Below are 20,985 nucleotides of genomic sequence, written 5' to 3'. Positions count from 1 at the left end.
GCAGATTTATTTCTGAGGATGTAACGATGAATAGTATTGCCGGTTGGTTGATGCTCCTAACGTTTGATGGGACCAATATTCACAAGTATTGTCGGATTATTGCGACTAAATAACAAGTAGATTTGAAATAAATTTGGCTATTCGGTGAATTATTAATAATTTTGCAGGCGAATATAAACGTTTATTTGAAAAGATGTCATTAAAATGTGGTATTGTGGGACTGCCCAACGTGGGTAAGTCTACTCTGTTTAATTGTTTGTCGAGTGCCAAGGCACAGGCAGCCAACTTTCCATTTTGTACGATAGAGCCGAACGTGGGTGTCATCACCGTTCCTGATGAGCGACTCACCAAACTGGCGGAGATCGTTCATCCGGGACGTATCGTTCCGGCAACCTGTGAGATCGTGGATATCGCAGGACTGGTAAAGGGTGCCTCCAAAGGGGAGGGCCTGGGTAACAAGTTCTTAGGAAATATCCGTGAGACGGATGCCATCATCCATGTGCTGCGTTGTTTTGAGGATGACAATATCACCCATGTGGACGGTACTATAGACCCTATCCGTGATAAGGAGATTATCGACACAGAGCTTCAACTGAAAGACTTGGAGACTATTGAGAGTCGTCTTGCCAAGACGGAGAAGGCTGCCGCCGCCGGTAACAAGGAGGCAAAGGTGGAGGTCACCGTGCTGAAAGCATATAAGGAAGTGCTCGACCAGGGAAAGAATGCCCGTATCGTGGAGTTCGAGAGTAAGGAGGAACAAGACTGTGCCCGCAATCTCTTCCTGTTGACGGCGAAGCCTGTCCTTTATGTATGTAATGTCAGTGAGGCTGACGCGAAGGAAGGTAACGCCTTCACACAGAAAGTCGAGGCACTTGCCAAGGAGGAGGGTGCCGAGGCGATGATTATCGCTGCCAAGACGGAGGAGGATATCGCCGAGCTGGAGAGCTATGAGGACAAACAGATGTTCCTGGAGGAGCTAGGTCTGGAGGAGAGTGGTGTCAACCGTCTTATCAAGAAGGCATACTCTCTACTGAATCTCGAGACCTTCATCACTGCCGGTGAGATGGAGGTGAAGGCATGGACCTACCACAAGGGATGGAAGGCTCCTCAGTGTGCCGGTGTGATCCATACCGACTTTGAGAAAGGATTTATCCGTGCGGAGGTCATCAAATACGACGACTATATCCAGTATGGCTCGGAGGCTGCCGTCCGTGAGGCAGGAAAGATGGGCATAGAGGGTAAAGAGTATGTCGTTCAGGATGGTGACATCATGCACTTCAGGTTTAATGTGTGATAGGGACTATAGGTATTATGGGAACTGTAGGCACTATATTATATTATATCCACTGGAATCCGAGTGTAGGGATAGGTCCGTTCCGCTGGTATGGACTATGCTGGCTGATAGGCTTTGCCGTCGCATACCTGTTGGTGCAGCGTCTTTATCGCGAACAGAAAATCAAGGAGGAACTTTTTGAACCGCTCTTCCTTTATTGTTTTCTGGGTATCCTGATTGGAGCCCGGCTGGGACACTGCATCTTCTATGAGCCGGATTATTTCCTTACCAGCGGGAAGGGTATCGTCGAGATGTTCCTGCCGATTCGTTTCCTCGCTGACGGCGGATGGAAATTCATAGGCTACGAGGGACTGGCAAGTCATGGGGGCACGCTGGGACTGATAATAGCCTTATGGCTCTATGTCCGGAAGACCAAGTTGGGTATCTGGACCGTTCTCGACAACATCGCTATTGCCACTGGCTCAATGGCTTGTTTCATCCGTCTGGGCAACCTGATGAACTCTGAGATTATCGGAAAGGTGACGGATGTGCCTTGGGCATTTATCTTTGAGCGTGTGGACATGATGCCACGTCACCCGGGTCAGCTGTATGAGGCAATAGCTTATGCTATCTTGTTCTTCCTGATGTGGTGGTTGCATAAGAGAAAGCCGGAGAAGATCGGCACGGGGTGGTATTTCGGTTTCTGTCTCACCTATATCTTTACCTTCCGTTTCTTCATAGAATATACCAAGGAGATACAAGAGGCTTTCGAGGCCTCGCTACCTCTTGACATGGGACAAATCTTGTCTATTCCCTTCATTCTCCTGGGAGTCGTGTGTATGTTCCGAAAGGGGCAACGACGTTAAGACGAAGTGTTTATAAAGGTTAAACATGGGGGTCATCTCTCAGCATGAAACAAAAGCAGTAGTTTTTTGTTACAAATTTGAAACAGGAATTCAAATAGAAAGTATTATCTTTGCAGCTGAATTCTAATAGACACAGATTAATTAAACCAATAACAAAATGGCAACAGTTTTAGAAAAAGAGCAAGAGACGAAAGGCTTCTATAAGCTCTCATGGGTCCAGCGCATCGGTTTTGGTGCAGGTGACTTGGCGCAGAATCTGATTTATCAGACCATCTGCATGTATCTACTATTCTTCTACACCGATGTGTATGTGCTGGGTGGTGACGCCGCCAGATCAGCAGGGCTGGCAGGAACGATGTTCCTGGTGGTACGACTTGTCGACGTGTTATGGGATCCCCTTGTAGGAACCTTTGTGGACAAGCATAATCCTGCCTGGGGAAAGTATCGTAGCTATCTCGTCATGGGTGGTATCCCGTTGACAATCCTTGCCATACTCTGTTTCTGGGACGGTTTTGCTCCTTCCCTGATTTATGCCTATATCACTTATGTGGGCATGTCCATGCTCTATACCTTGATTAATGTACCTTATGGAGCCCTGAACTCTTCGTTGACCCGTGATACGGATGAGATCACGATACTGACCTCTGTTCGTATGTTTATGGCTAATGTCGGTGGCTTGGCAGTATCTGCCGGTGTACCTATCCTTGTGGCTATCTTCGCCTCTTCAGAGACATTACCCATAGAGATGGCTCTGTTCATGGGTCTCGGCTCTCTGCCCTCGTTCATCTTCATGCCTCTTGTTCCTGCCATCAAGAAGAAGGTGGGTAAGAAGAATATGTTCTACATCTTCCTGACGGTTGCCATCCTCGGTATGGCAATGCTCTATATCATCAGTAAGATGGGTACTGTGAAGGAGAATATCACCTTGGTTTATATCGCACAGTTTATCAAGTCAACGGGTGTCATTGTCGCCACAGGTTATATGTGGGCGCTCATCCCAGAGGTCATTTCCTATGCGGAGTACACCACAGGTCGTCGTATCGCAGGTATTGTGAATGCCCTTACAGGTATCTTCTTCAAGGCTGGTATGGCTCTGGGTGGCGTCGTCCCCGGACTGGTGCTGGCTATGTGCAGCTATGTCCCCGCTGAGGAAGCGACAACTCTTCCGAAAGATTCTGGTGCATGGTTTACGACGATGCTGATTTACTCGCTCATCGGATTGGCACTGCTGATCTTCTGCTTCAGCCAGACCAAGGAGCGTGTGGTGATGGACCAGTCGGAGTCGGCTAATGTGAAGGTCAGCGACTTGTGGATGGAGTTCATGCGTAACCGTCCTCTCCGCGTCATTGCATTGTTCTTCATTACCGCTTTTGCCATGATGTCTGTAGGTAATGCTGCCGGTGCTTATTTCATGAATGACCTGGAGCTCCAGACACCGCTGGCTCAGGAGGGTATCCGCTGGCTTGTCTGCATCATACCGGCAATCCTGCTCCTCCTTGCTATGTTCATCATCTCCAAGTATGAGTTGACGGATGAGGTCATCGATAACATCAACAAGAAGATTGAGGAACGTAATAAATAAATTTGGTTGACGATAAAAGAGAAGAGGCTGCCCGTTAGGAGCAGCCTCTTCTTTATTTGGTTACCTTGACTTCAAAGGGTGAGGCTGGCAGGTCTTTCTTGGAATACAGATGGGCATTGACAGGATTGTCTTTCCAAGCATAGCGTACGAAGACGGGGTCTGAAATCGGCGATTTCAACGACACCTGACGACCTGAAGCGGTAGCTTCCTTGACGTTGACGAACTTCTTGTCTGCTCCCGCCACCTCGAACTCAGCTTGTTCACCTTCCTGAAGTGGCTGGTCGAAAGTGACGATCACCTCATGGTCCTTTAACTTCGCATTAACTGGTTGGGGAGAGAGTGCTGTTTTCTTGCCCCAGACCAGTTGGTCCATGCATAGTCCGATACGCTCTGCCACCTCTTTCTTACGCAACGGATGGATATCGACAGGTTCACCGAGGTCAATGGCAACGGCTAACTCGGTATACGGGTCGTTGACAGCAACCTGTCGTTGTGCCTCACGTAGTTGTGCCCAACCACTATTGACGGGAGTCGTTTGGGGGATAAGTGGAGAGGGGTTTCCCGTCTGCTGCCGTCCGTCGTGGTTGGCAAGCTGAACGACACAGAAGGGCAAGGTGGGGTTCTTCCATAGCGTACGCCAGTTACCAATCATCTTTCGAAGCAGGTCTGCATAAGGGGCGGGATTCCCTGTGTTTGACTCACCTTGGTACCACACGACACCACTGATGGCATAGGGTGCTAATGGGTAGACAACAGCATTATAAAGGGTGGTGGGTAAATTCTGTAAGGACACATCGCCACTGGGACAGGATGGCATATCCACGCCAGCATGATGCTTCCAGCTCTCACTGAGAGGGATCACGTCTTCCGGCATCGGATTCTGTGAGAAACGGTCGGCTCCGAAGGTAAGCATATAAGGTTTTTCCGGGATGAAATGGGGAATTCCGTATTTATTGATAAAACGGATAGTGATCACATTATCACCCTCACGGAGCATCCCTGCCGGGATGTCATAGCGACGGGGAGGATACTGATAGTAGGTGTGTCCGATCTCTTTCCCGTTAAGATAGGTGACATCCTGATCAAAAAGGGTTCCCAATAAGAGACGTGCGGGTTGTCCGGCATGTGCCTTGTCTATCTGGACGTGCTGGCGGAGCCAGATACTTCCAATAATACCTCTCCCTTTCTTTTTTGCCCATTCCATCGAGAACTGGTTGACGGTCTCCCATGTGGAGTCATCATAGTCAAGTGCTGTGAAATGTTGTTGGATACCAGGGTCTTTCTCGTTCAGTAGTTCAGTCCAACGCTGGTCTGCCAACTGGTTGGCGCGTGCCTGAGCCTTGACATACTCGTCATTCTGGTATAACTGGGTCTTCTTCAAAAGGTCCGGATAAGCTTGCTGGAGGGAGTCCGCACTAATCCAAGCCTCGATAGGTGTGCCTCCCCAGCTATTGACGATGATACCTTGTGGGACACCTGTTTGCTCAAACATCCGTTTGCCGAGGAAGGTGCCGACGGCGGAGAAAGTCCATGCGTTCTCTTTGGTGAGCGGCTTCCAATTGATGGAGGTAGCACGGATGTCCTCTTGTACACCATGGGTATTTGTTTCGTTCTGGATGCGGAACAGCCGGATCTTATCATTAGAGAATTGGTCTATTTCTGTTGTATATTGTGGATAGACACGCTCAATGGTTACGTCAATATTAGACTGTCCGGAGCAGAGCCATACATCACCTACTAAAACATTGGTTAATACGACATCTCCAATCATTAACGTGTAAGGTCCTCCTGCTTTCATGGCTGGTAAATTGGCTCGGAAGTTCCCGTTGGAATCGGCGATAACGACGGTTTTGAACTTGTTGATGCGGATGGTGACTCTCTCTCCTCCATCTGCTTTTCCCCATACGGGTACTTGTTTGCCACGTTGAATCACCATACCTGATTGAAAGAACGAGGGTAGCTGGACTTTTGCGTTTGATGTCAGCACTCCCAAGAACAGGCATGTTAATAGAATAGTAAATCCAAGTTTCTTTTTCATCATTCAAATCTTTGTTTCTTTTCTGCAAAAATATAAAAAATAGGAGGAAAAGTGCAAAAAAAGTTGATTTTAATACGAGGATGAGACAAAAATGATACCTTTCTGTAACAAATTTGAAAATCTGTTTCAAAAAAAAACACTAATTTTGCAGCAGAAAACTCAAATCCTATTAATAACAGAAATGAAGTCACAGAAGGTATCTTTTGGCGAAAAGCTCGGATATTCATTGGGGGATGTCTCTGCCAATCTGGTTTTTCAGATGATGGTCATCTTCCAACTGAAATTCTATACCGATGTTTTTGGTTTGGAGGGTGCCGTGGCTGGCTCTGTCTTCCTGTTCGCTTGTCTGTCGGGTGCGTTTGTAGCTCCCGTAATAGGTATTATATGTGATCGTACGAATACTCGCTGGGGCAAATATCGTCCTTGGGTTTTATGGACCTCCTTGCCTTTCTGTGTCTTTTATGTCCTGGCTTTTTATAACCCGGGGATACAGGAAAAGGGAATGGTGGCGATGTACGCTACCGTGTCCTATATATTATTAATAATAATGTATGCGAGTAATAGTATACCTTATTCTTCCTTAGGAGGTGTCATTACTGGAGAGATCAGAGAGCGGACCAGTCTTAATGCGATTCGTTTCACCGCCGTGTGTCTTGCTCAGTTCGTTGTTCAAGGGTTGACTCTTCCTTTGGTGAGTAAGTTTGGGGGAGCGGAGGGAAATGTCCAGCAGGGATGGAGCATGACGATATCCTTGTTTGCTCTTGTCGCTTTTGCTTTCCTGCTGATCACGTTCTTCTCGACTCGTGAGCGCATCCAGCCCCCACCTGCTCAAAAGGTTAATTTGAGAGAGGATATCAGAAGAACGGTATCGGACCAGCCTTGGTGCTCCTTGTTTGTCTTGGTATTGTTTATTTTCATCACCATCTCTTTGTGGGGAACATCCATGAACTATTATTTCCAATATAATGTTGATCAGAAATCTTTGTATGATTTTATAGGAACCCTAGGGTTGACTGACGCGGAAGGGGAGGCAACAGGGTTTTGGTATTCTGTTTTAGATAGTTTTGACCTGATAGCCCACCAACCATCAGATGCCTATTCTATAGGTTTCTCCTTGTTTAACATGTTAGGGGCGTTGGTGCAGTTCCTGGGAATCATTTTGCTGTCACAATTCTTAGCAAACAAATATGGCAAGAAACATACATTTATAGTATGTCTGTTTCTAACAGCCTTGTTTACTGCTATGTTTTATATGCCATCACCAGTGGACATCAGTTTTATTTTCGGACTTTGTCTTTTGAAGTCGTTAGTGTATGCTCCCACTATACCATTGTTGTGGGCAATGATAGGTGATGTTGCCGATCATGTAGAATATATAAATCACCGTCGTGCCACAGGATTCTGCTTCTCAGGTATGTCTTTTGCCCTCTTGGCAGGGCTTGGCATAGGAGGTGCCTTGGCAGGAGCGGTTCTCTCGTGTTTTGGATATGTATCCGGGCAGAATGATGTGCAGTCGCCTACAGCCATAGAAGGCATACGTCTCGTTAGCTCCATCATTCCGGCTATCCTCTTTGGCATCGGAATCATAGCATTGCTATTTTATCCGATTTCTAAATCGTATAACAAAAAAATGCAGTCGGTGCTTGCGGCCCGTCGGCAGAAGATGATTGTCAAATAGTTTTTTATCAGCAGACATAAGACGTTTAAAAATGAAGATTATTAGGTTAGTAGTTGTATTGTTTTCAGTGATTATCTCTGAAGTAGCATATGCCCAGTCTGCACTGCGAAGTGCGGATGGGCAATGCTGCCTCAATCCTGCTGGAAACACTCTGTGGGAAGCTTATCGTGATTATTGGTATACAGGTGTTAGTGTTAACCAATGGGAGGTTCGTGGCGAGCAGGCTGCTGACTGGGCGGTTATCACCAAGAACTTCAACTGGGTGGTAGCCGAGAATTGTATGAAGAGTGAGGTGATTCACCCCCAGGAGGGTGTCTATGATTTTACTTTGGCAGACCAGTTTGTTGACAAGGCAAAGGCTTCCGGCTTGAAGGTGATGGGGCATTGTCTTATCTGGCATTCTCAGTGCGCTCCCTGGTTCCATTATGATGAAAAGGGGAATCTGGTGTCTGCGGATGTTCTGAAAAAACGGATGCGCGAACATATTTATACCGTTGTGAGTCATTTCAAGGGACGTATTGACGCATGGGATGTTGTCAATGAAGCCTTTGAGGATGACGGCTCTCCTCGGAAAAGCCTTTTCTATCAGATATTAGGAACGGACTATATCCCCCTTGCCTTTCAATATGCTCATGAGGCAGACCCTTCTATACAGTTGTTCTATAACGATTTCTCCATGAACAAGCCGACGAAGGTAAAAGGGGTCACGGACTTCTTCCGCCCGCTGATTCAACAGGGACTGCCTGTTACAGCAATAGGTATGCAAGGACATATTATCTTGGAGGATAATGTTGATGATCGTGTTATCAAAGAGTATGAGCACTCCATAGAGACGATAGCCGCATTGGGTGTTCCTACCTTCTTCTCAGAGCTTGACTTATCGGTTTTGCCTAATCCCTACGGGTTCTCCGGTGCGAATGTCAGTGACATTTTTGCCTACCGCCCGGAGATGGATCCTTATAAGAATGGACTGACGAAAGAAAAGGAATCAGAGATTGAGCAGTTCTGGGTGAGTTTCTATAAGATGTTGATAGGTCATCATAAGGATATCCTGCGTGTGAATTTCTGGTGTCTGAACGACGGGAACTCATGGCGTAATGACTTCCCTATTCCGGGACGTACCGACTATGCTACTTTATTTGACCGTCAGAACAAGCAGAAGCCTTTCGTGCAGGCTCTGATTAATCTGGTGAAGCCCCAGCAGAAAGAAATAAAAAAGAACAAAAAATAGTATTAATCATTTTTACAACTACTGACTATGGCAAAATTACCTCGTTATTTGTTTCCGAGTGATTACATGGCTGACCCTTCAGCCAATGTGTTTAACGGCAGATTGTATGTATATCCCAGTCATGACTGGGACGCAGGAGAGTGCTTCGATGATGACGGAGGACATTTCCAAATGAAGGACTATCACGTATTATCGTGGAATGATGTGGAGAATGATGAAGCGACTGACCATGGTGTCATTCTTGATGTGAAGGATGTGCCCTGGGCAGAGAAGCAGATGTGGGACAATGATGTCGTCGAGAAGGACGGAAAGTACTTCCTCATATTCTCTGCGAAGGCATACGACGGTGTGTTCCGTTTAGGTGTTGCCGTCGCTGATAAGCCTGAGGGACCTTTCATCCCAGAGGCACAGCCTATCCGTGGCTCTTTCTCTATCGACCCTTGTGTGTTCAAGGACGATGACGGTCAGATATATTGTTACTTTGGCGGTCTCTGGGGTGGACAGTTGCAGTGGTGGCATCCACTGCCTAACGGTTTGGCTCCAGTCTTCGGTAAATATGGTGACGAGAACGGTCTCATTGACTTAGGTGCCTCCCCCGATCATAAGGGTGAGCTGTTCACTACAGCGGACGCTCCTGCCATCAACAGCTGCGTCGTTCGTATGAGTGATGACGTGAAGCAGTTTGCTGAGGCTCCACGCAGCGTTGTCGTCCTCGATAAGAATGGAGAGCCGATGAAGGCTGGTGATCCTCATCGTTTCTTCGAGGCTTCATGGATGCACAAATATAATGGAAAGTACTATTTCTCTTATTCAACAGGTGATAGTCATTTCCTTTGCTATGCGATGAGTGACAGTCCCTATGGACCATTCACCTATCAAGGTGTGATACTTGATCCTGTTGTAGGCTGGACGACCCATCACAGTATTGTGGAATATAAAGGACAGTGGTATTTGTTCTATCACGACTGTGTTCCGTCCAAGGACATTACCCATTTGCGTAGTCTGAAGGTACAGCGTTTATTCTACAATGAGGATGGAACCATCCAAAAAGTAGTTAATGAATAACTAAGATATTATAACTAACTATTATCAAAGGCACCGTGATGAAATTGTGAAATTTCTCACGTTGCACATTCGGGACAGGAATGAGGCTCAGGACATTGTCCGGGACCTCTTCCTGCGCCTGTTATGTAGTCACCAATTGGTGACAGAACAGACGATGTCTTCTTTGGTGTATACGCTGGCTCGCAAGATGGTACTCCAACAATTAAAAGTATGTGTTGGAATAGTTTATTAAAGAATTTGTATAAATAGACTATTTTCTAACGAAAACGTTTGCGGATTTCATTATTTTGTAGTACTTTTGTAGCCTAAACGTGCGTGTACATACTTATAATTAAGTAATTAATATTAATTTAATACTATAATTTTTATGTGGTTAATCAATTCATCAATTGGTCGTAAGGTTGTAATGTCCGTAACGGGTATTGCGCTGATTCTGTTCTTGACATTCCACTGTGCCATGAACATTGTCGCACTGTTCTCGGGCAAGGCTTACAACATGATTTGTGAACTGCTGGGTGCCAACTGGTATGCTATTGTGGCTACACTGGGTCTGGCTGCCCTTGCTGTGATTCACATCGTTTTTGCATTCATCCTGACAGCGCAGAACCGTACTGCACGTGGACAGGAGCGTTATGCTGTGACAGACAAACCCGCAAAGGTAGAGTGGGCATCGCAGAACATGCTCGTCTTGGGTATTATCATCCTGCTGGGTCTGTTCCTCCATTTGTTTAATTTCTGGTATAACATGATGTTTGCCGAGATTATGGGCTTTACCGCTGGTCATCTGCCCTCTGACGGTTTCGCCTTTATCATCGACACCTTCGGAAATCCTGTCTTCGCAGTCCTGTATGTCATCTGGTTGGTTGCCATCTGGTTCCACCTGACTCACGGTTTCTGGTCTGCCATGCAGACATTGGGTGTCAGTGGTAAGATCTGGTTCAACCGCTGGCGTGTCATCGGTTTCATTTACGTGACGCTGCTGATGCTTGGCTTCTTGGTTGTAGTGCTGGCTTTTGCCTTTAAGTGTGCTCCGAGCCTTTGCTGCTATGCCAGTTGATAATTGTTAACTTTTAAATCTGAAAGAATTATGGCAAAAGTAATTGATTCTAAGATTCCCGCAGGTCCAGTACCTGAGAAATGGAAGGAATATAAGGCTCATCAGCGTTTGGTAAACCCCAAGAACAAACTGAAGCTTGACGTTATCGTCGTCGGTACTGGCTTGGCTGGTGCTTCTGCAGCTGCCTCACTTGGTGAGATGGGCTTCAATGTGATCAACCTGTGCATTCAGGACTCTCCCCGTCGTGCACACTCTATCGCTGCCCAGGGTGGTATCAATGCCGCTAAGTGTTATCAGAACGATGGTGACTCTGTCTATCGTCTGTTCTATGATACGGTAAAGGGTGGTGACTATCGTGCCCGTGAGGCTAATGTCTATCGTCTTGCCGAGGTTTCTAATAATATCATCGACCAGTGTGTGGCTCAGGGTGTTCCCTTTGCCCGTGAGTATGGTGGTATGCTTGCCAACCGTTCATTCGGTGGTGCTCAGGTAAGCCGTACGTTCTATGCCAAGGGTCAGACAGGTCAGCAGCTGCTGCTGGGTGCTTACTCTTCACTCTCTTGTCAGGTAAAGGCAGGAAAGGTGAAGCTCTATACTCGTTATGAGATGGAGGATGTCGTCATCGTTGACGGTCGTGCTCGTGGTATTATCGCCAAGAACCTCACTACTGGTGAGCTGGAGCGTTTCAGTGCCAATGCTGTTGTCATCGCCACTGGTGGATATGGAAACACCTATTTCCTCTCTACCAATGCGATGGGATGTAACTGCACCGCTGCCGTTCAGTGCTATCGTAAGGGTGCTTACTTCGCAAATCCCTCATACGTTCAGATTCACCCCACCTGTATCCCCGTTCATGGTGACAAACAGTCGAAGTTGACACTGATGTCAGAGTCACTGCGTAACGACGGACGTATTTGGGTTCCCAAGAAAATTGAGGATGCCAAGGCTCTGCAGGCTGGTACCAAGCAGGGTTGGGAGATTCCTGAGGAGGACCGTGACTACTATCTGGAGCGTCGCTATCCCGCCTTCGGTAACCTCGTTCCTCGTGACGTTGCCTCTCGTGCCGCCAAGGAGCGTTGCGACAAGGGCTTCGGCGTGAACAATACCGGTCTTGCTGTGTTCCTCGACTTCTCTGAGTCTATCAACCGTCTGGGTATCGATATCATCATGCAGCGTTATGGTAACCTCTTCGAGATGTACGAGGAGATCACCGACGTGTTCCCTGGCGATGTTGCCAACGAGATCAACGGTGTGAAGTACTATAAGCCTATGATGATCTATCCCGCTATCCACTACACGATGGGTGGTATCTGGGTAGACTATGAGCTGCAGACTTCTATTCCTGGTCTGTTCGCTATCGGTGAGTGTAACTTCTCTGACCACGGTGCTAACCGTCTGGGTGCTTCCGCACTGATGCAGGGTCTTGCTGATGGTTACTTCGTATTACCTTACACCATCCAGAATTATCTGGCTGACCAGGCTGTATGGCCGAAGATCCCAACAGACCGTCCTGAGTTCGACGAGGCTGAGAAGGGTGTATCTGCTGAGATCGACCGTCTCATGAATATCAAGGGTAAGCGTTCTGTTGACTCTATCCATAAGGAGCTCGGTCATATCATGTGGGAGTATGTTGGTATGGGCCGCACCGCTGAGGGCCTGAAGACGGGTCTGAAGAAGATGCATGAGCTCGAGAAGGAGTTTGACACCAACCTTTTCGTTCCTGGAACGAAGGAGGGTCTGAATGTAGAGCTCGACAAGGCTATCCACCTGCGTGACTTCTTCACCATGGGTCAGCTCGTTGCTTTCGACGCACTCTCTCGTAATGAGTCCTGCGGTGGTCACTTCCGTGAGGAGTACCAGACCGAGGAAGGCGAGGCTAAGCGTGACGACGAGAACTACTTCTACGTAGGCTGCTGGGAGTACAAAGGCAAGGGCAACGAGCCCGAGCTCATCAAGGAGCCGCTGGAGTACGAGGCAATCAAGGTACAGACACGTAACTATAAGAACTAAGGAATTATGGCAAAAAATATTTCATTTACAATAAAGTTCTGGCGCCAGAACGGCCCCAAGGACCAGGGACATTTCGATACTCACGAGATGCACGATATCCCAGATGATACCTCCTTCCTTGAGATGCTCGACATCTTGAACGAGGAGCTCATCAACGAGGGCAAGGAGCCCTTCGTATTCGACCACGACTGCCGCGAGGGTATCTGCGGTATGTGTTCACTCTACATCAACGGTACACCTCATGGTAAGACAGAGCGTGGTGCTACCACCTGTCAGCTCTACATGCGTCGTTTCAACGATGGTGACGTGATTACCGTAGAGCCTTGGCGCTCAGCAGCCTTCCCCGTTATCAAGGACTGTATGGTTGACCGTGGTGCCTTCGATAAGATCATCCAGGCTGGTGGCTATACCACTATCCGCACCGGTCAGGCTCAGGATGCCAACGCCATCCTGATTCCCAAGGAGGATGCTGACGAGGCAATGGACTGCGCTTCTTGCATCGGTTGTGGTGCTTGCGTGGCAGCTTGTAAGAACGGCTCTGCTATGCTCTTCGTATCATCTAAGGTTTCTCAACTCGCTCTGCTCCCACAGGGTCGTGTAGAGGCTGCTCGTCGTGTGAAGAACATGATTGCCAAGATGGATGAGCTGGGCTTCGGTAACTGCACCAACACTCGTGCCTGCGAGGCTGTATGTCCGAAGAACGAGACCATCGCCAACATCGCTCGTCTCAACCGCGAGATGATCAAGGCAAAAGTTTGCGATTAGTGAACGCAAAGCCATGCTTGCTTGAGCTTTGCTGAACGTAGCAAAGTTCGCCGAAGGCAAAAGGTTTACACCTTATTATAATAATAGCGCCGCAGTTGATGACTGTGGCGCTATATTTTTTGTATATTACTATATGATCTTCCTCAGATAGTTGGCGAGACCTTCCTTGCATACTCGAAGAGAGCTGTGGGCAGATGACAATAGCCGTCGGGATTCTTGTCGAGATAGTCCTGATGGTACTCCTCGGCTGTATAGAAATTCCTCAAAGGGAGTTTCTCAACAGCGATAGGCTGATCCAGTAATGCCTGTTGCTCCGCGAACACCTTATTAATAATAGGGAGCTGGTCTTCTGTGACATAGTAGACACCCGTGCGATAGCGGGTGCCCTCGTCATGTCCTTGTTTGTTGAGGCTCACGGGGTCAATCGCCTTGAAGAACATGTTAAGCAGGAACTCCAGACCGACGACCTGTTCGTCATACGTGATAAGTACCGTCTCCGCATAGCCCGTCTGGTCTGTATATACCTCCTTGTAAGTCGGATTCTCCGTCTCCCCGTTGGCGAACCCCACCTCCGTATTGACGACTCCCTGAATCTGTTTGAAGTAATGCTCTGTACCCCAGAAGCACCCTCCTGCTAAATAAATCTCTTTCATGCTGTTGCTTTTATGATGCTGCAAAGATACTAATTTTCCATTAACCATATTCGTCAATTCAGGAATAATTACTATATTTGCAAACAGGATGGAAAAAATATAAGTATGGAGAGATTTGATATTAAAGATGTTAAGTTACATCGCACGACAGAGTCTACTCTTTTTGAGATAGTTTTCGCTATTGTGATGATGGTGGTGTGGGGACTGATTATTTGGATGATTTGTCGTGCACCAGACACCGTGCCAACCCATTTTGACGGGTCAGGAAGACCGAATGCTTATGGCTCCCCCATTGGAATATTAGTCCCATGTATTATTATTACGGTTGCTGCTATTATCTGTATGGTGATAGCGTATTATCCACGCTATATCAATATGCCTTTCAAGATTACCAACACCCGACAAGAAGAACTTGCTATTAGAAGTGTTAGGGTGGCTGGTATTACCTTACTATTATTATCTCTTGCTATTGTCTATACCTTGTTGGGTATGGAATCTCCATCAGTGATTCCTGTCTTAGTTGTGATCGTCCTTCTCCTCTTGGAAATCATAGTATTTTCTATTCTTGCTTATAAAGCAAAGAAAAGACCTATGTAATAGATATATGATAAAGTGACAACGAATATAAAGAAGTATCTTCTATGAAAGTAAATTCAGTGTGTTTACTCAGTAAATTCAGTGAATTTACTCACCAAATTCAGTGAATTTACTGAGATAGGAGATATCGGAATAAAAAGCATCTTATAGGGGTGTTATGCGAAGGCGGCACCTCCTGCCTACGAATATGATGCGAACATGCTACTATTTGCGGAAAATGTTGTATCTTTGCAGCAAATATGAATAGTCATCCTATATGAGCAAAAGATACGCCCTCTTCTTCGACATTGACGGTACACTGGTCAGTTTCAAGACACACGAGATACCACCATCCACCATCCTTGCCTTGACACAGGCGAAGGCTAACGGACATCATGTGTATATCGCTACAGGACGACCACCTATCATCATTACGAACCTTGGTGCCATCGAACACCTCATTGACGGATATATCACGACGAATGGTGCTTTGTGTTTCGTAGGTGACGAGTTCGTCACCTGCCAGCCTATCCCCAAGAGCGACGTGATGACGATCATCGAGGACTCGAAAGCAAAGGGATATAGCTTGATCGTTGTTGGTAAGAAAGACGTTGCCGTCCTTGACCCCACAGGTGATGTGGAGCGCATCTTCCAGCAGATGCTTGCCGTCAAGAACTTGGACAAGGCTTCCCCTTTGGAAGAGGTACTGAAGCAGGACATCCTACAGATGACACCCTTCTTCCCTGCTGATTATGAGCAGCAACTGATGGCTCGTCTGCCACAATGTATCTCTGGTCGCTGGCATCCTGAGTTTACCGATATCACGGCAAACGGAGCAGATAAGGGAAAGGGTATTGAGGCCATTGCCCGTCATGATGGTCTTGATATCAGTCAGACGATCGCGTTTGGTGACGGAGGCAACGACACCTCCATGATACTCCAGGCGGGCATCGGCATTGCGATGGGAAATGCCATCGACACCCTCAAGCAACAAGCCGACTACGTCACTACCTCTGTCGATGACGACGGCATCCTCCATGCCCTCCGTCACTATGGTATTGTCTAGTCGGCAATCTGTCCTTTAAAACATTCTTTCAGATACCTTTGACTACAAAACGTGCACCCTCGGTGTATCCTTGGTCGAGAGATATTTGATATCCCATGGAGATAGCAAGGCAGCGTGCCAGCGACAGACCGATGCCAAGACTATGCTCCTCTGCAGACAGACGGACGAAGGGCTCGAAGATACGCTCCGCATCAGCGGCGGCGATGGTAGGACCTTCATTGCTGACGGAGATGGCGTAGGTTCCGTCGGCATCAGCATGGCAACTCATCTGTATGGTACCTCCCGTCGCATACTTGTCGGCATTGTCAAGGAGACAGTTCAGCAGTTCCTGTATCAGCGAGTTGGTAGAGACGATCACGTCATCTGCCACTTCAGTCTTGAACGCTATCGCTATCTTGCGGTTTTTGTCAATAGCAGAAGGTTGTAGGTCATAGCTGTTCAAGACGGAGCGAGCCATTTCATTTAATCCTATTCTGTCCTGCTTAGGAATTGGAATATCGTCACTATGGAGACTGAAGAGGAGGAGTTGTCGAGTGGAGACGGATACGTGGTAGGCTTTCTTGGACACTTCACCACGTAATTGCATATATTCCTCATGTGGTATCTGTCCGTGACCATCGATAATAACCTCTGTGGTATTAATCAGTGTATGCAATGGTGAGAGGAGTGAGTCAATACAGATCTGCTTCTCTTCCTCAGAGAGACCTGTCGCTCCATGAGCGTAGGAATCGAGTACAGGATCTATCAGTGCCTCTATGCTCTTAGCAGCGATGAGGATGTCATTGTATCGCTTGGGACGCTCCTCAGGTTTCAGGAGGAATTCCGGGTTGTTGAAGATGCGTGCATAACCTTTCAGTACATTGATGTGTGGCTCCATTTTTTCCTGTATCGTACTCACAAAGGCTCGACGAATGACATGTCCTGCTTCCGTTTCACTGCGTGCCTTCTGTAATTGGAAGAACTGCTCCTTCAATCGTAGGTTTTTCTGATGACGATAGACAAGCATCCATACGAGCAAGGCAATGATGATCAGTGCCATCGTGCCGACAACCCACAATTGGATGCGTCGTATCTCTGCCTTTTTCTGCTCAGCCTGAAGATGGTCAATGTCATGTGCCATATCCATCATGTGTAACTCCAAAGCTTCGCGCTCATCAATTTGGGTAAGGCTGTCCTTTATTTCCGTGGCAAGAAAGGCTCGCTGGTAGTCTCCCATATGCTCATAGACATCAATACGCAGCTCTGTAGCAGTCAGCGGAACGTTGATGGAGTCACACCAGGCAAGGGCGCGCTGGTAGTCTTTCTGCATGAGACAACGGCATACCATCACTTGTTGGAGGTTGGCGGCATTAAACTGGTCTGGCAGATGCTGACGGATACTGTCATACTTGGCAAAATACTTGTTGAATGCCTTTTGGTCATCCAGTTTGTTGGCAATGATACAACGATAACCTAATACACCGCTCTCATACATCGGGTTCTGCAACATCTGCTGTGGCAGACTGTCGAGACATGCCATTGCCTCAGCGGGACGCTTGAAACTAAGCGACTGTGCCAGCGAGAGGTAGGAATTGAATGCTGCCACAGGTTGCTTCTCGACATCAATGTTCTGCAAGGCACGACGGAAGTATTTCTCACCCATCTCTGGTTGGTTGCGACCATTATAGAAAAAACCCATTCCCATGTTTGAGAAGTAGAGGTATTGCTCCAGATGACGTTGCTTGATGTCATCCGTGAGATGGTCAATCTCGATAAAGGCACGATGGAAGCGCCGGTTGTTCACCTCATAGATTATACGGGTCATCCATGTACGATAATATTTCTCCCATTCCTTTTGGTTCTCCAGATATTCCATGAATTTCTTATGCGCCTCATAGAAATCTGAGTCTTTGCCGCTTATTTGTGTCTCATAGACCCGTTGTGCCAAAACCTGTTCCTGTTCTGACGGCATCTCCTTTCCCATAGCCGATGACTTCTGCTTAGCGGTAAGAGTGACGCTTACCGCCAGCAGAGCCATTGATAAAACAATCCTTTTCAGACTAATACTATCTATTCTTATTCTTGTCATGATATCTAATTTTTAATGGGATAGCGAAGGGATGTTGCAAAAATACAAATTAACTACCACATTTACAATAGTTAGATACTGTATGAATAAGTTTTTGTGAATTATAAAACATTTTTTGTAAATTTTGGAAGTCGTCTGCGTGAAAGAGCATCATAGAAAGAACAGACTGACTCCCAGAACGGATATCACGGCACCTATCACGGAACGCCATGTGATCTTCTCATGGAAAAGCCAATAAGACGGCAAGATGATAATGATAGGAGTCATCGCCATCAGTGTGGAGGCGATACCGGCAGCCGTGTATTGTACAGCCATCAGCGAGAAGCCGACTCCCACGAAGGGACCGAAGATGGTCGTTGCTGTAGCGACGGAAAGTCCCTTTTTATCTCGTACTGCCTCTCGCAAAGGTGCCATCCCATCACGATAAAACAGCAAGAGTGAAAACCCGATGATGCCAGCGATACAACGGTAGAAATTGGCACTGAAGGGTATCAGCCACTCTGGAATATCAGCCTCTGCCATCATCGACACCTCATAATGGTCCATGCCTATCTTGCTCAATACCAAACCGACGCCTTGACACACGGCAGCACCGATGGCATAGAGTACGCCGTTAACAGGCAGTTTCAATGAGATTTTATGATGGTCACCACGTCCGAGCACGGAGATGCCAATACCCCAAAGAGTCACCAGCATCGCTATGACACTTTTTCCCGTCATTTGCTGACCGAGTGTCACCCAAGCCATCAAGGCAGCCGACAATGGGGCTAGCGTCATAAATAATTGTCCGTAGCGGGAACCAATAATGATATAACACTGAAACAGACAGAAATCACCGATGACATATCCTACCAGTCCTGACAATAGCATCCACCCTGCCGCCTCTGTGGATGCACCAGGTGGCAGCATGCTCCCTGTCACCATCCCGAAAAGCACGAGTGAGAAAAGCAGTGCCAGTCCCATACGCAGCACGTTCAATGTCAGGTTGCCCAGTCGCTTGGAACCAAACTCGCTTAATAATGCTGTAGCCGTCCATGAGAATGCCACACCAATAGATATCAGTTCACCAATGTAAGCCATCGTTTATGTCTTTCCTTTGTTTTTGTGAATTTGCCTGCAAAGTTACAACTTTTAGGGATATTATTGAGATTATTTACCAGCAAAGATTCAAAAATTAAAAGAAATAATGTACCTTTGCACGCAAATTACCAATGCAGCCATGAGAAAGGTATCCATCACAGAGCAACCGTCACATTATGATCATCTGGAGCAGATGACCATAGGCGAGTTGTTGCACCATATCAATGATGAGGATGCTATGGTGGCGGATGCTGTGCAGAAGGCAATACCACAGATAGAGGCACTGGTGGCTGCCATAGAGCCAAGGATGAAGAAAGGGGGAAGACTCTTTTATATTGGTGCGGGGACCAGTGGGCGACTTGGTGTGCTGGATGCCAGTGAACTGCCTCCCACTTTTGGAGTTCCTGACACATGGGTCCAAGGTCTTATTGCTGGTGGTGACGTGGCTTTGCGTCATGCAGTGGAGAAGGCAGAGGATTCCCCGGAACAGGGCTGGCGTGATCTGTTGACGCATCAAGTATCTGTTGATGATACTGTCATAGGTATCGCGGCATCTGGTACGACTCCTTATGTGGTGGGGGCTGTCAGTGAGTCCAGGAAACACGGACTGTTGACTGGTTGTATCACCAGTAATCCCCAAACCCCTTTGGCTGAAGTGTCGGATTATCCTATAGAGACGATCGTAGGTCCTGAGTTTATCACAGGTTCCAGCAGGATGAAAAGTGGTACGGCACAGAAAATGGTTCTGAACATGATTTCCACTTCTCTCATGATTCGCTTAGGGCGTGTCAAAGGCAACCGGATGGTGAAGATGCGGCTGTCTAATGCCAAATTGGTGGATCGTGGTACGCGGATGATACAAGAATCACTGGGTATCCCCTATGAGGAGGCAGAGAAGTGTCTCTTGGAGGCAGGCAGTGTGGACCGGGTGTTGAAAGGAAAAAATAATAAGAAATAACTTAAGAATATAGGAAATGCTATCTTTTATACGTATAAGTCGTTGGCTTGCCGGCAATGCTTCTTTGTTTATCATTGCTATTGCGGTATGTACATTCTTTCTTCCGGAATTGTTCTCATGGGTCCGGGGTACCACTCAGACCGTGATACTGGGTATTATCATGTTGACAATGGGACTGACATTGACGACGAATGATTTCCGCATCCTGACCCGTCGGCCTTTTGATATCCTGATAGGTGCCTGTGCCCAGTTCTTTATCATGCCGTGTGTAGCTTATCTGTTGGTGCGTGTCTTTCATCTCGAGCCTGCCCTTGCCTTAGGTATTATGCTTGTGGGGTGTTGTCCTGGTGGTGTGTCGAGTAATATCATGTCCTACCTCTGTCATGGTGATGTCGCCTTCTCTGTGGGCATGACGTGTGCCTCCACCCTCCTGGCTCCGGTGATGACCCCTCTGTTAATGGAAATCACAGCAGGAGAGATTATCGAAATCGATGCGATTGGTATGTTCCTCAATATCCTAATAGTAACGATTATTCCCGTTGGAATGGGCTGTTTTTTGAATTATACCTATTCCAAGAGCAAGTATTTCCCAACCATCCAGAGTCTGATGCCAGGACTGAGCGTGATCTGTCTGGCATGTATTGTGGGAGGTGTCATCTCTACTGTTCATGACGACTTGGTAAATCGAGGACTATGGCTTTTCCTCTGGACTTTTGCTGTCGTGTTCTGTCATAACTCGTTAGGTTATCTGCTTGGGTATCTCTCAGGTTGTCTGGCTGGTTTCTCAAAAGCCAAGAAACGTACCATCTCCATAGAGGTCGGTATGCAGAACGCTGGGTTAGCCACCGTTCTTGCTGGTAATTTCTTCGCTGCCCAGCCTCTTGCCGTCTTGCCTTGCGCCATCAGTTGTGCTTGGCATAGTATCAGTGGAACGATTCTGGCAGGTCTTTTCTTAAAGGCAGATACGAGACAAGAGAAAAAACTTTAATGACGAGAACTCGTCTTCCATAGCAGTCTGT

At 47.2% G+C, this 20,985-nt stretch carries 18 protein-coding genes; 14 read left to right on the top strand and 4 right to left on the bottom strand.

Annotation, left to right across the window (positions count from 1 at the left end):
• Positions 1-193 precede the first annotated feature (193 nt).
• From ychF to BM257_RS13200, 3 genes are all read left to right on the top strand, one after another.
• Positions 194-1,294, top strand: a complete 1,101-nt coding sequence (gene ychF / locus BM257_RS13210; RefSeq protein ID WP_092073651.1) for a redox-regulated ATPase YchF — start codon at positions 194-196, stop codon at positions 1,292-1,294.
• Between the two features lie 17 nt (positions 1,295-1,311).
• The gene (lgt, locus tag BM257_RS13205; RefSeq protein WP_092073649.1) at positions 1,312-2,139 is read left to right on the top strand and encodes a prolipoprotein diacylglyceryl transferase; all 828 of its coding nucleotides are present in this window, start codon (positions 1,312-1,314) and stop codon (positions 2,137-2,139) included.
• Between the two features lie 157 nt (positions 2,140-2,296).
• Positions 2,297-3,721, top strand: a complete 1,425-nt coding sequence (locus tag BM257_RS13200; protein WP_092073647.1) for an MFS transporter — start codon at positions 2,297-2,299, stop codon at positions 3,719-3,721.
• Positions 3,722-3,773: 52 nt separating this feature from the next.
• Here the strand turns inward: BM257_RS13200 and BM257_RS13195 are convergent, their stop codons facing one another.
• Positions 3,774-5,762: a sialate O-acetylesterase gene (locus tag BM257_RS13195; protein ID WP_255405839.1), complete on the bottom strand. Its 1,989-nt coding sequence runs from the start codon at positions 5,760-5,762 to the stop codon at positions 3,774-3,776.
• Between the two features lie 178 nt (positions 5,763-5,940).
• Here BM257_RS13195 and BM257_RS13190 point away from each other — a divergent pair, with 178 nt between their 5' ends.
• From BM257_RS13190 to BM257_RS13165, 7 genes are all read left to right on the top strand, one after another.
• A complete protein-coding gene (locus tag BM257_RS13190; protein WP_092073756.1) occupies positions 5,941-7,437 on the top strand; it encodes an MFS transporter in 1,497 nt (498 codons plus the stop codon).
• Positions 7,438-7,468: 31 nt separating this feature from the next.
• Entirely contained in the window at positions 7,469-8,668 is a 1,200-nt protein-coding gene (locus BM257_RS13185; protein ID WP_092073645.1) for an endo-1,4-beta-xylanase, read from the top strand.
• 27 nt (positions 8,669-8,695) lie between these two features.
• Positions 8,696-9,733, top strand: a complete 1,038-nt coding sequence (locus tag BM257_RS13180; RefSeq protein WP_092073643.1) for a glycoside hydrolase family 43 protein — start codon at positions 8,696-8,698, stop codon at positions 9,731-9,733.
• Between the two features lie 46 nt (positions 9,734-9,779).
• Entirely contained in the window at positions 9,780-9,965 is a 186-nt protein-coding gene (locus BM257_RS14630) for a hypothetical protein (protein ID WP_143096867.1), read from the top strand.
• Positions 9,966-10,100: 135 nt separating this feature from the next.
• Complete coding sequence (locus BM257_RS13175; RefSeq protein ID WP_092073641.1) at positions 10,101-10,790, top strand: succinate dehydrogenase/fumarate reductase cytochrome b subunit; 690 nt, start codon at positions 10,101-10,103, stop codon at positions 10,788-10,790.
• A gap of 30 nt (positions 10,791-10,820) precedes the next feature.
• Positions 10,821-12,800 carry a fumarate reductase/succinate dehydrogenase flavoprotein subunit gene (locus BM257_RS13170; protein WP_092073638.1) on the top strand — a complete coding sequence of 660 codons (1,980 nt, stop codon included), beginning with the start codon at positions 10,821-10,823 and terminating at the stop codon, positions 12,798-12,800.
• A gap of 6 nt (positions 12,801-12,806) precedes the next feature.
• Positions 12,807-13,565, top strand: a complete 759-nt coding sequence (locus tag BM257_RS13165; protein ID WP_092073635.1) for a succinate dehydrogenase/fumarate reductase iron-sulfur subunit — start codon at positions 12,807-12,809, stop codon at positions 13,563-13,565.
• Positions 13,566-13,708: 143 nt separating this feature from the next.
• Here BM257_RS13165 and msrA read toward each other — a convergent pair whose 3' ends face one another.
• On the bottom strand, positions 13,709-14,218 hold the full coding sequence (gene msrA / locus BM257_RS13160; protein WP_092073632.1) for a peptide-methionine (S)-S-oxide reductase MsrA: 510 nt from the start codon (positions 14,216-14,218) through the stop codon (positions 13,709-13,711).
• A 105-nt stretch (positions 14,219-14,323) separates the two neighbouring features.
• Here msrA and BM257_RS13155 point away from each other — a divergent pair, with 105 nt between their 5' ends.
• Together BM257_RS13155 and BM257_RS13150 are read left to right on the top strand one after the other, a co-directional pair.
• A complete protein-coding gene (locus tag BM257_RS13155; protein ID WP_092073629.1) occupies positions 14,324-14,815 on the top strand; it encodes a DUF1648 domain-containing protein in 492 nt (163 codons plus the stop codon).
• Between the two features lie 256 nt (positions 14,816-15,071).
• A complete protein-coding gene (locus BM257_RS13150; protein WP_092073626.1) occupies positions 15,072-15,860 on the top strand; it encodes a Cof-type HAD-IIB family hydrolase in 789 nt (262 codons plus the stop codon).
• 28 nt (positions 15,861-15,888) lie between these two features.
• On the opposite strand, the gene BM257_RS13145 is transcribed toward BM257_RS13150, so the two are convergent.
• Together BM257_RS13145 and BM257_RS13140 are read right to left on the bottom strand one after the other, a co-directional pair.
• The gene (locus tag BM257_RS13145; RefSeq protein ID WP_092073623.1) at positions 15,889-17,928 is read right to left on the bottom strand and encodes a sensor histidine kinase; all 2,040 of its coding nucleotides are present in this window, start codon (positions 17,926-17,928) and stop codon (positions 15,889-15,891) included.
• 150 nt (positions 17,929-18,078) lie between these two features.
• The gene (locus tag BM257_RS13140; RefSeq protein ID WP_092073620.1) at positions 18,079-19,008 is read right to left on the bottom strand and encodes a DMT family transporter; all 930 of its coding nucleotides are present in this window, start codon (positions 19,006-19,008) and stop codon (positions 18,079-18,081) included.
• A 139-nt stretch (positions 19,009-19,147) separates the two neighbouring features.
• Between BM257_RS13140 and murQ the strand changes: the two genes are divergently transcribed.
• Entirely contained in the window at positions 19,148-19,966 is an 819-nt protein-coding gene (gene murQ / locus BM257_RS13135) for an N-acetylmuramic acid 6-phosphate etherase (RefSeq protein ID WP_092073617.1), read from the top strand.
• Between the two features lie 16 nt (positions 19,967-19,982).
• Positions 19,983-20,954 carry a bile acid:sodium symporter family protein gene (locus BM257_RS13130; RefSeq protein WP_092073615.1) on the top strand — a complete coding sequence of 324 codons (972 nt, stop codon included), beginning with the start codon at positions 19,983-19,985 and terminating at the stop codon, positions 20,952-20,954.
• Positions 20,955-20,985: the final 31 nt, after the last annotated feature.

It is taken from the genome of Prevotella sp. tf2-5, assembly GCF_900115435.1.
Taxonomy (GTDB): Bacteria; Bacteroidota; Bacteroidia; order Bacteroidales; family Bacteroidaceae; genus Prevotella.
This window is presented reverse-complemented; position numbering and strand designations above follow the sequence as displayed.

What these genes read in the sequence shown, in the direction of transcription:
- ychF (WP_092073651.1), top strand. Translation starts at nt 194, where the DNA reads ATGTCATTAAAATGTGGTATTGTGGGACTGCCCAACGTGGGTAAGTCT.
- lgt (WP_092073649.1), top strand. Translation starts at nt 1,312, where the DNA reads ATGGGAACTGTAGGCACTATATTATATTATATCCACTGGAATCCGAGT.
- BM257_RS13200 (WP_092073647.1), top strand. Translation starts at nt 2,297, where the DNA reads ATGGCAACAGTTTTAGAAAAAGAGCAAGAGACGAAAGGCTTCTATAAG.
- BM257_RS13195 (WP_255405839.1), bottom strand. Translation starts at nt 5,762, where the DNA reads ATGATGAAAAAGAAACTTGGATTTACTATTCTATTAACATGCCTGTTC.
- BM257_RS13190 (WP_092073756.1), top strand. Translation starts at nt 5,941, where the DNA reads ATGAAGTCACAGAAGGTATCTTTTGGCGAAAAGCTCGGATATTCATTG.
- BM257_RS13185 (WP_092073645.1), top strand. Translation starts at nt 7,469, where the DNA reads ATGAAGATTATTAGGTTAGTAGTTGTATTGTTTTCAGTGATTATCTCT.
- BM257_RS13180 (WP_092073643.1), top strand. Translation starts at nt 8,696, where the DNA reads ATGGCAAAATTACCTCGTTATTTGTTTCCGAGTGATTACATGGCTGAC.
- BM257_RS13175 (WP_092073641.1), top strand. Translation starts at nt 10,101, where the DNA reads ATGTGGTTAATCAATTCATCAATTGGTCGTAAGGTTGTAATGTCCGTA.
- BM257_RS13170 (WP_092073638.1), top strand. Translation starts at nt 10,821, where the DNA reads ATGGCAAAAGTAATTGATTCTAAGATTCCCGCAGGTCCAGTACCTGAG.
- BM257_RS13165 (WP_092073635.1), top strand. Translation starts at nt 12,807, where the DNA reads ATGGCAAAAAATATTTCATTTACAATAAAGTTCTGGCGCCAGAACGGC.
- msrA (WP_092073632.1), bottom strand. Translation starts at nt 14,218, where the DNA reads ATGAAAGAGATTTATTTAGCAGGAGGGTGCTTCTGGGGTACAGAGCAT.
- BM257_RS13155 (WP_092073629.1), top strand. Translation starts at nt 14,324, where the DNA reads ATGGAGAGATTTGATATTAAAGATGTTAAGTTACATCGCACGACAGAG.
- BM257_RS13150 (WP_092073626.1), top strand. Translation starts at nt 15,072, where the DNA reads ATGAGCAAAAGATACGCCCTCTTCTTCGACATTGACGGTACACTGGTC.
- BM257_RS13145 (WP_092073623.1), bottom strand. Translation starts at nt 17,928, where the DNA reads ATGACAAGAATAAGAATAGATAGTATTAGTCTGAAAAGGATTGTTTTA.
- BM257_RS13140 (WP_092073620.1), bottom strand. Translation starts at nt 19,008, where the DNA reads ATGGCTTACATTGGTGAACTGATATCTATTGGTGTGGCATTCTCATGG.
- murQ (WP_092073617.1), top strand. Translation starts at nt 19,148, where the DNA reads ATGAGAAAGGTATCCATCACAGAGCAACCGTCACATTATGATCATCTG.
- BM257_RS13130 (WP_092073615.1), top strand. Translation starts at nt 19,983, where the DNA reads ATGCTATCTTTTATACGTATAAGTCGTTGGCTTGCCGGCAATGCTTCT.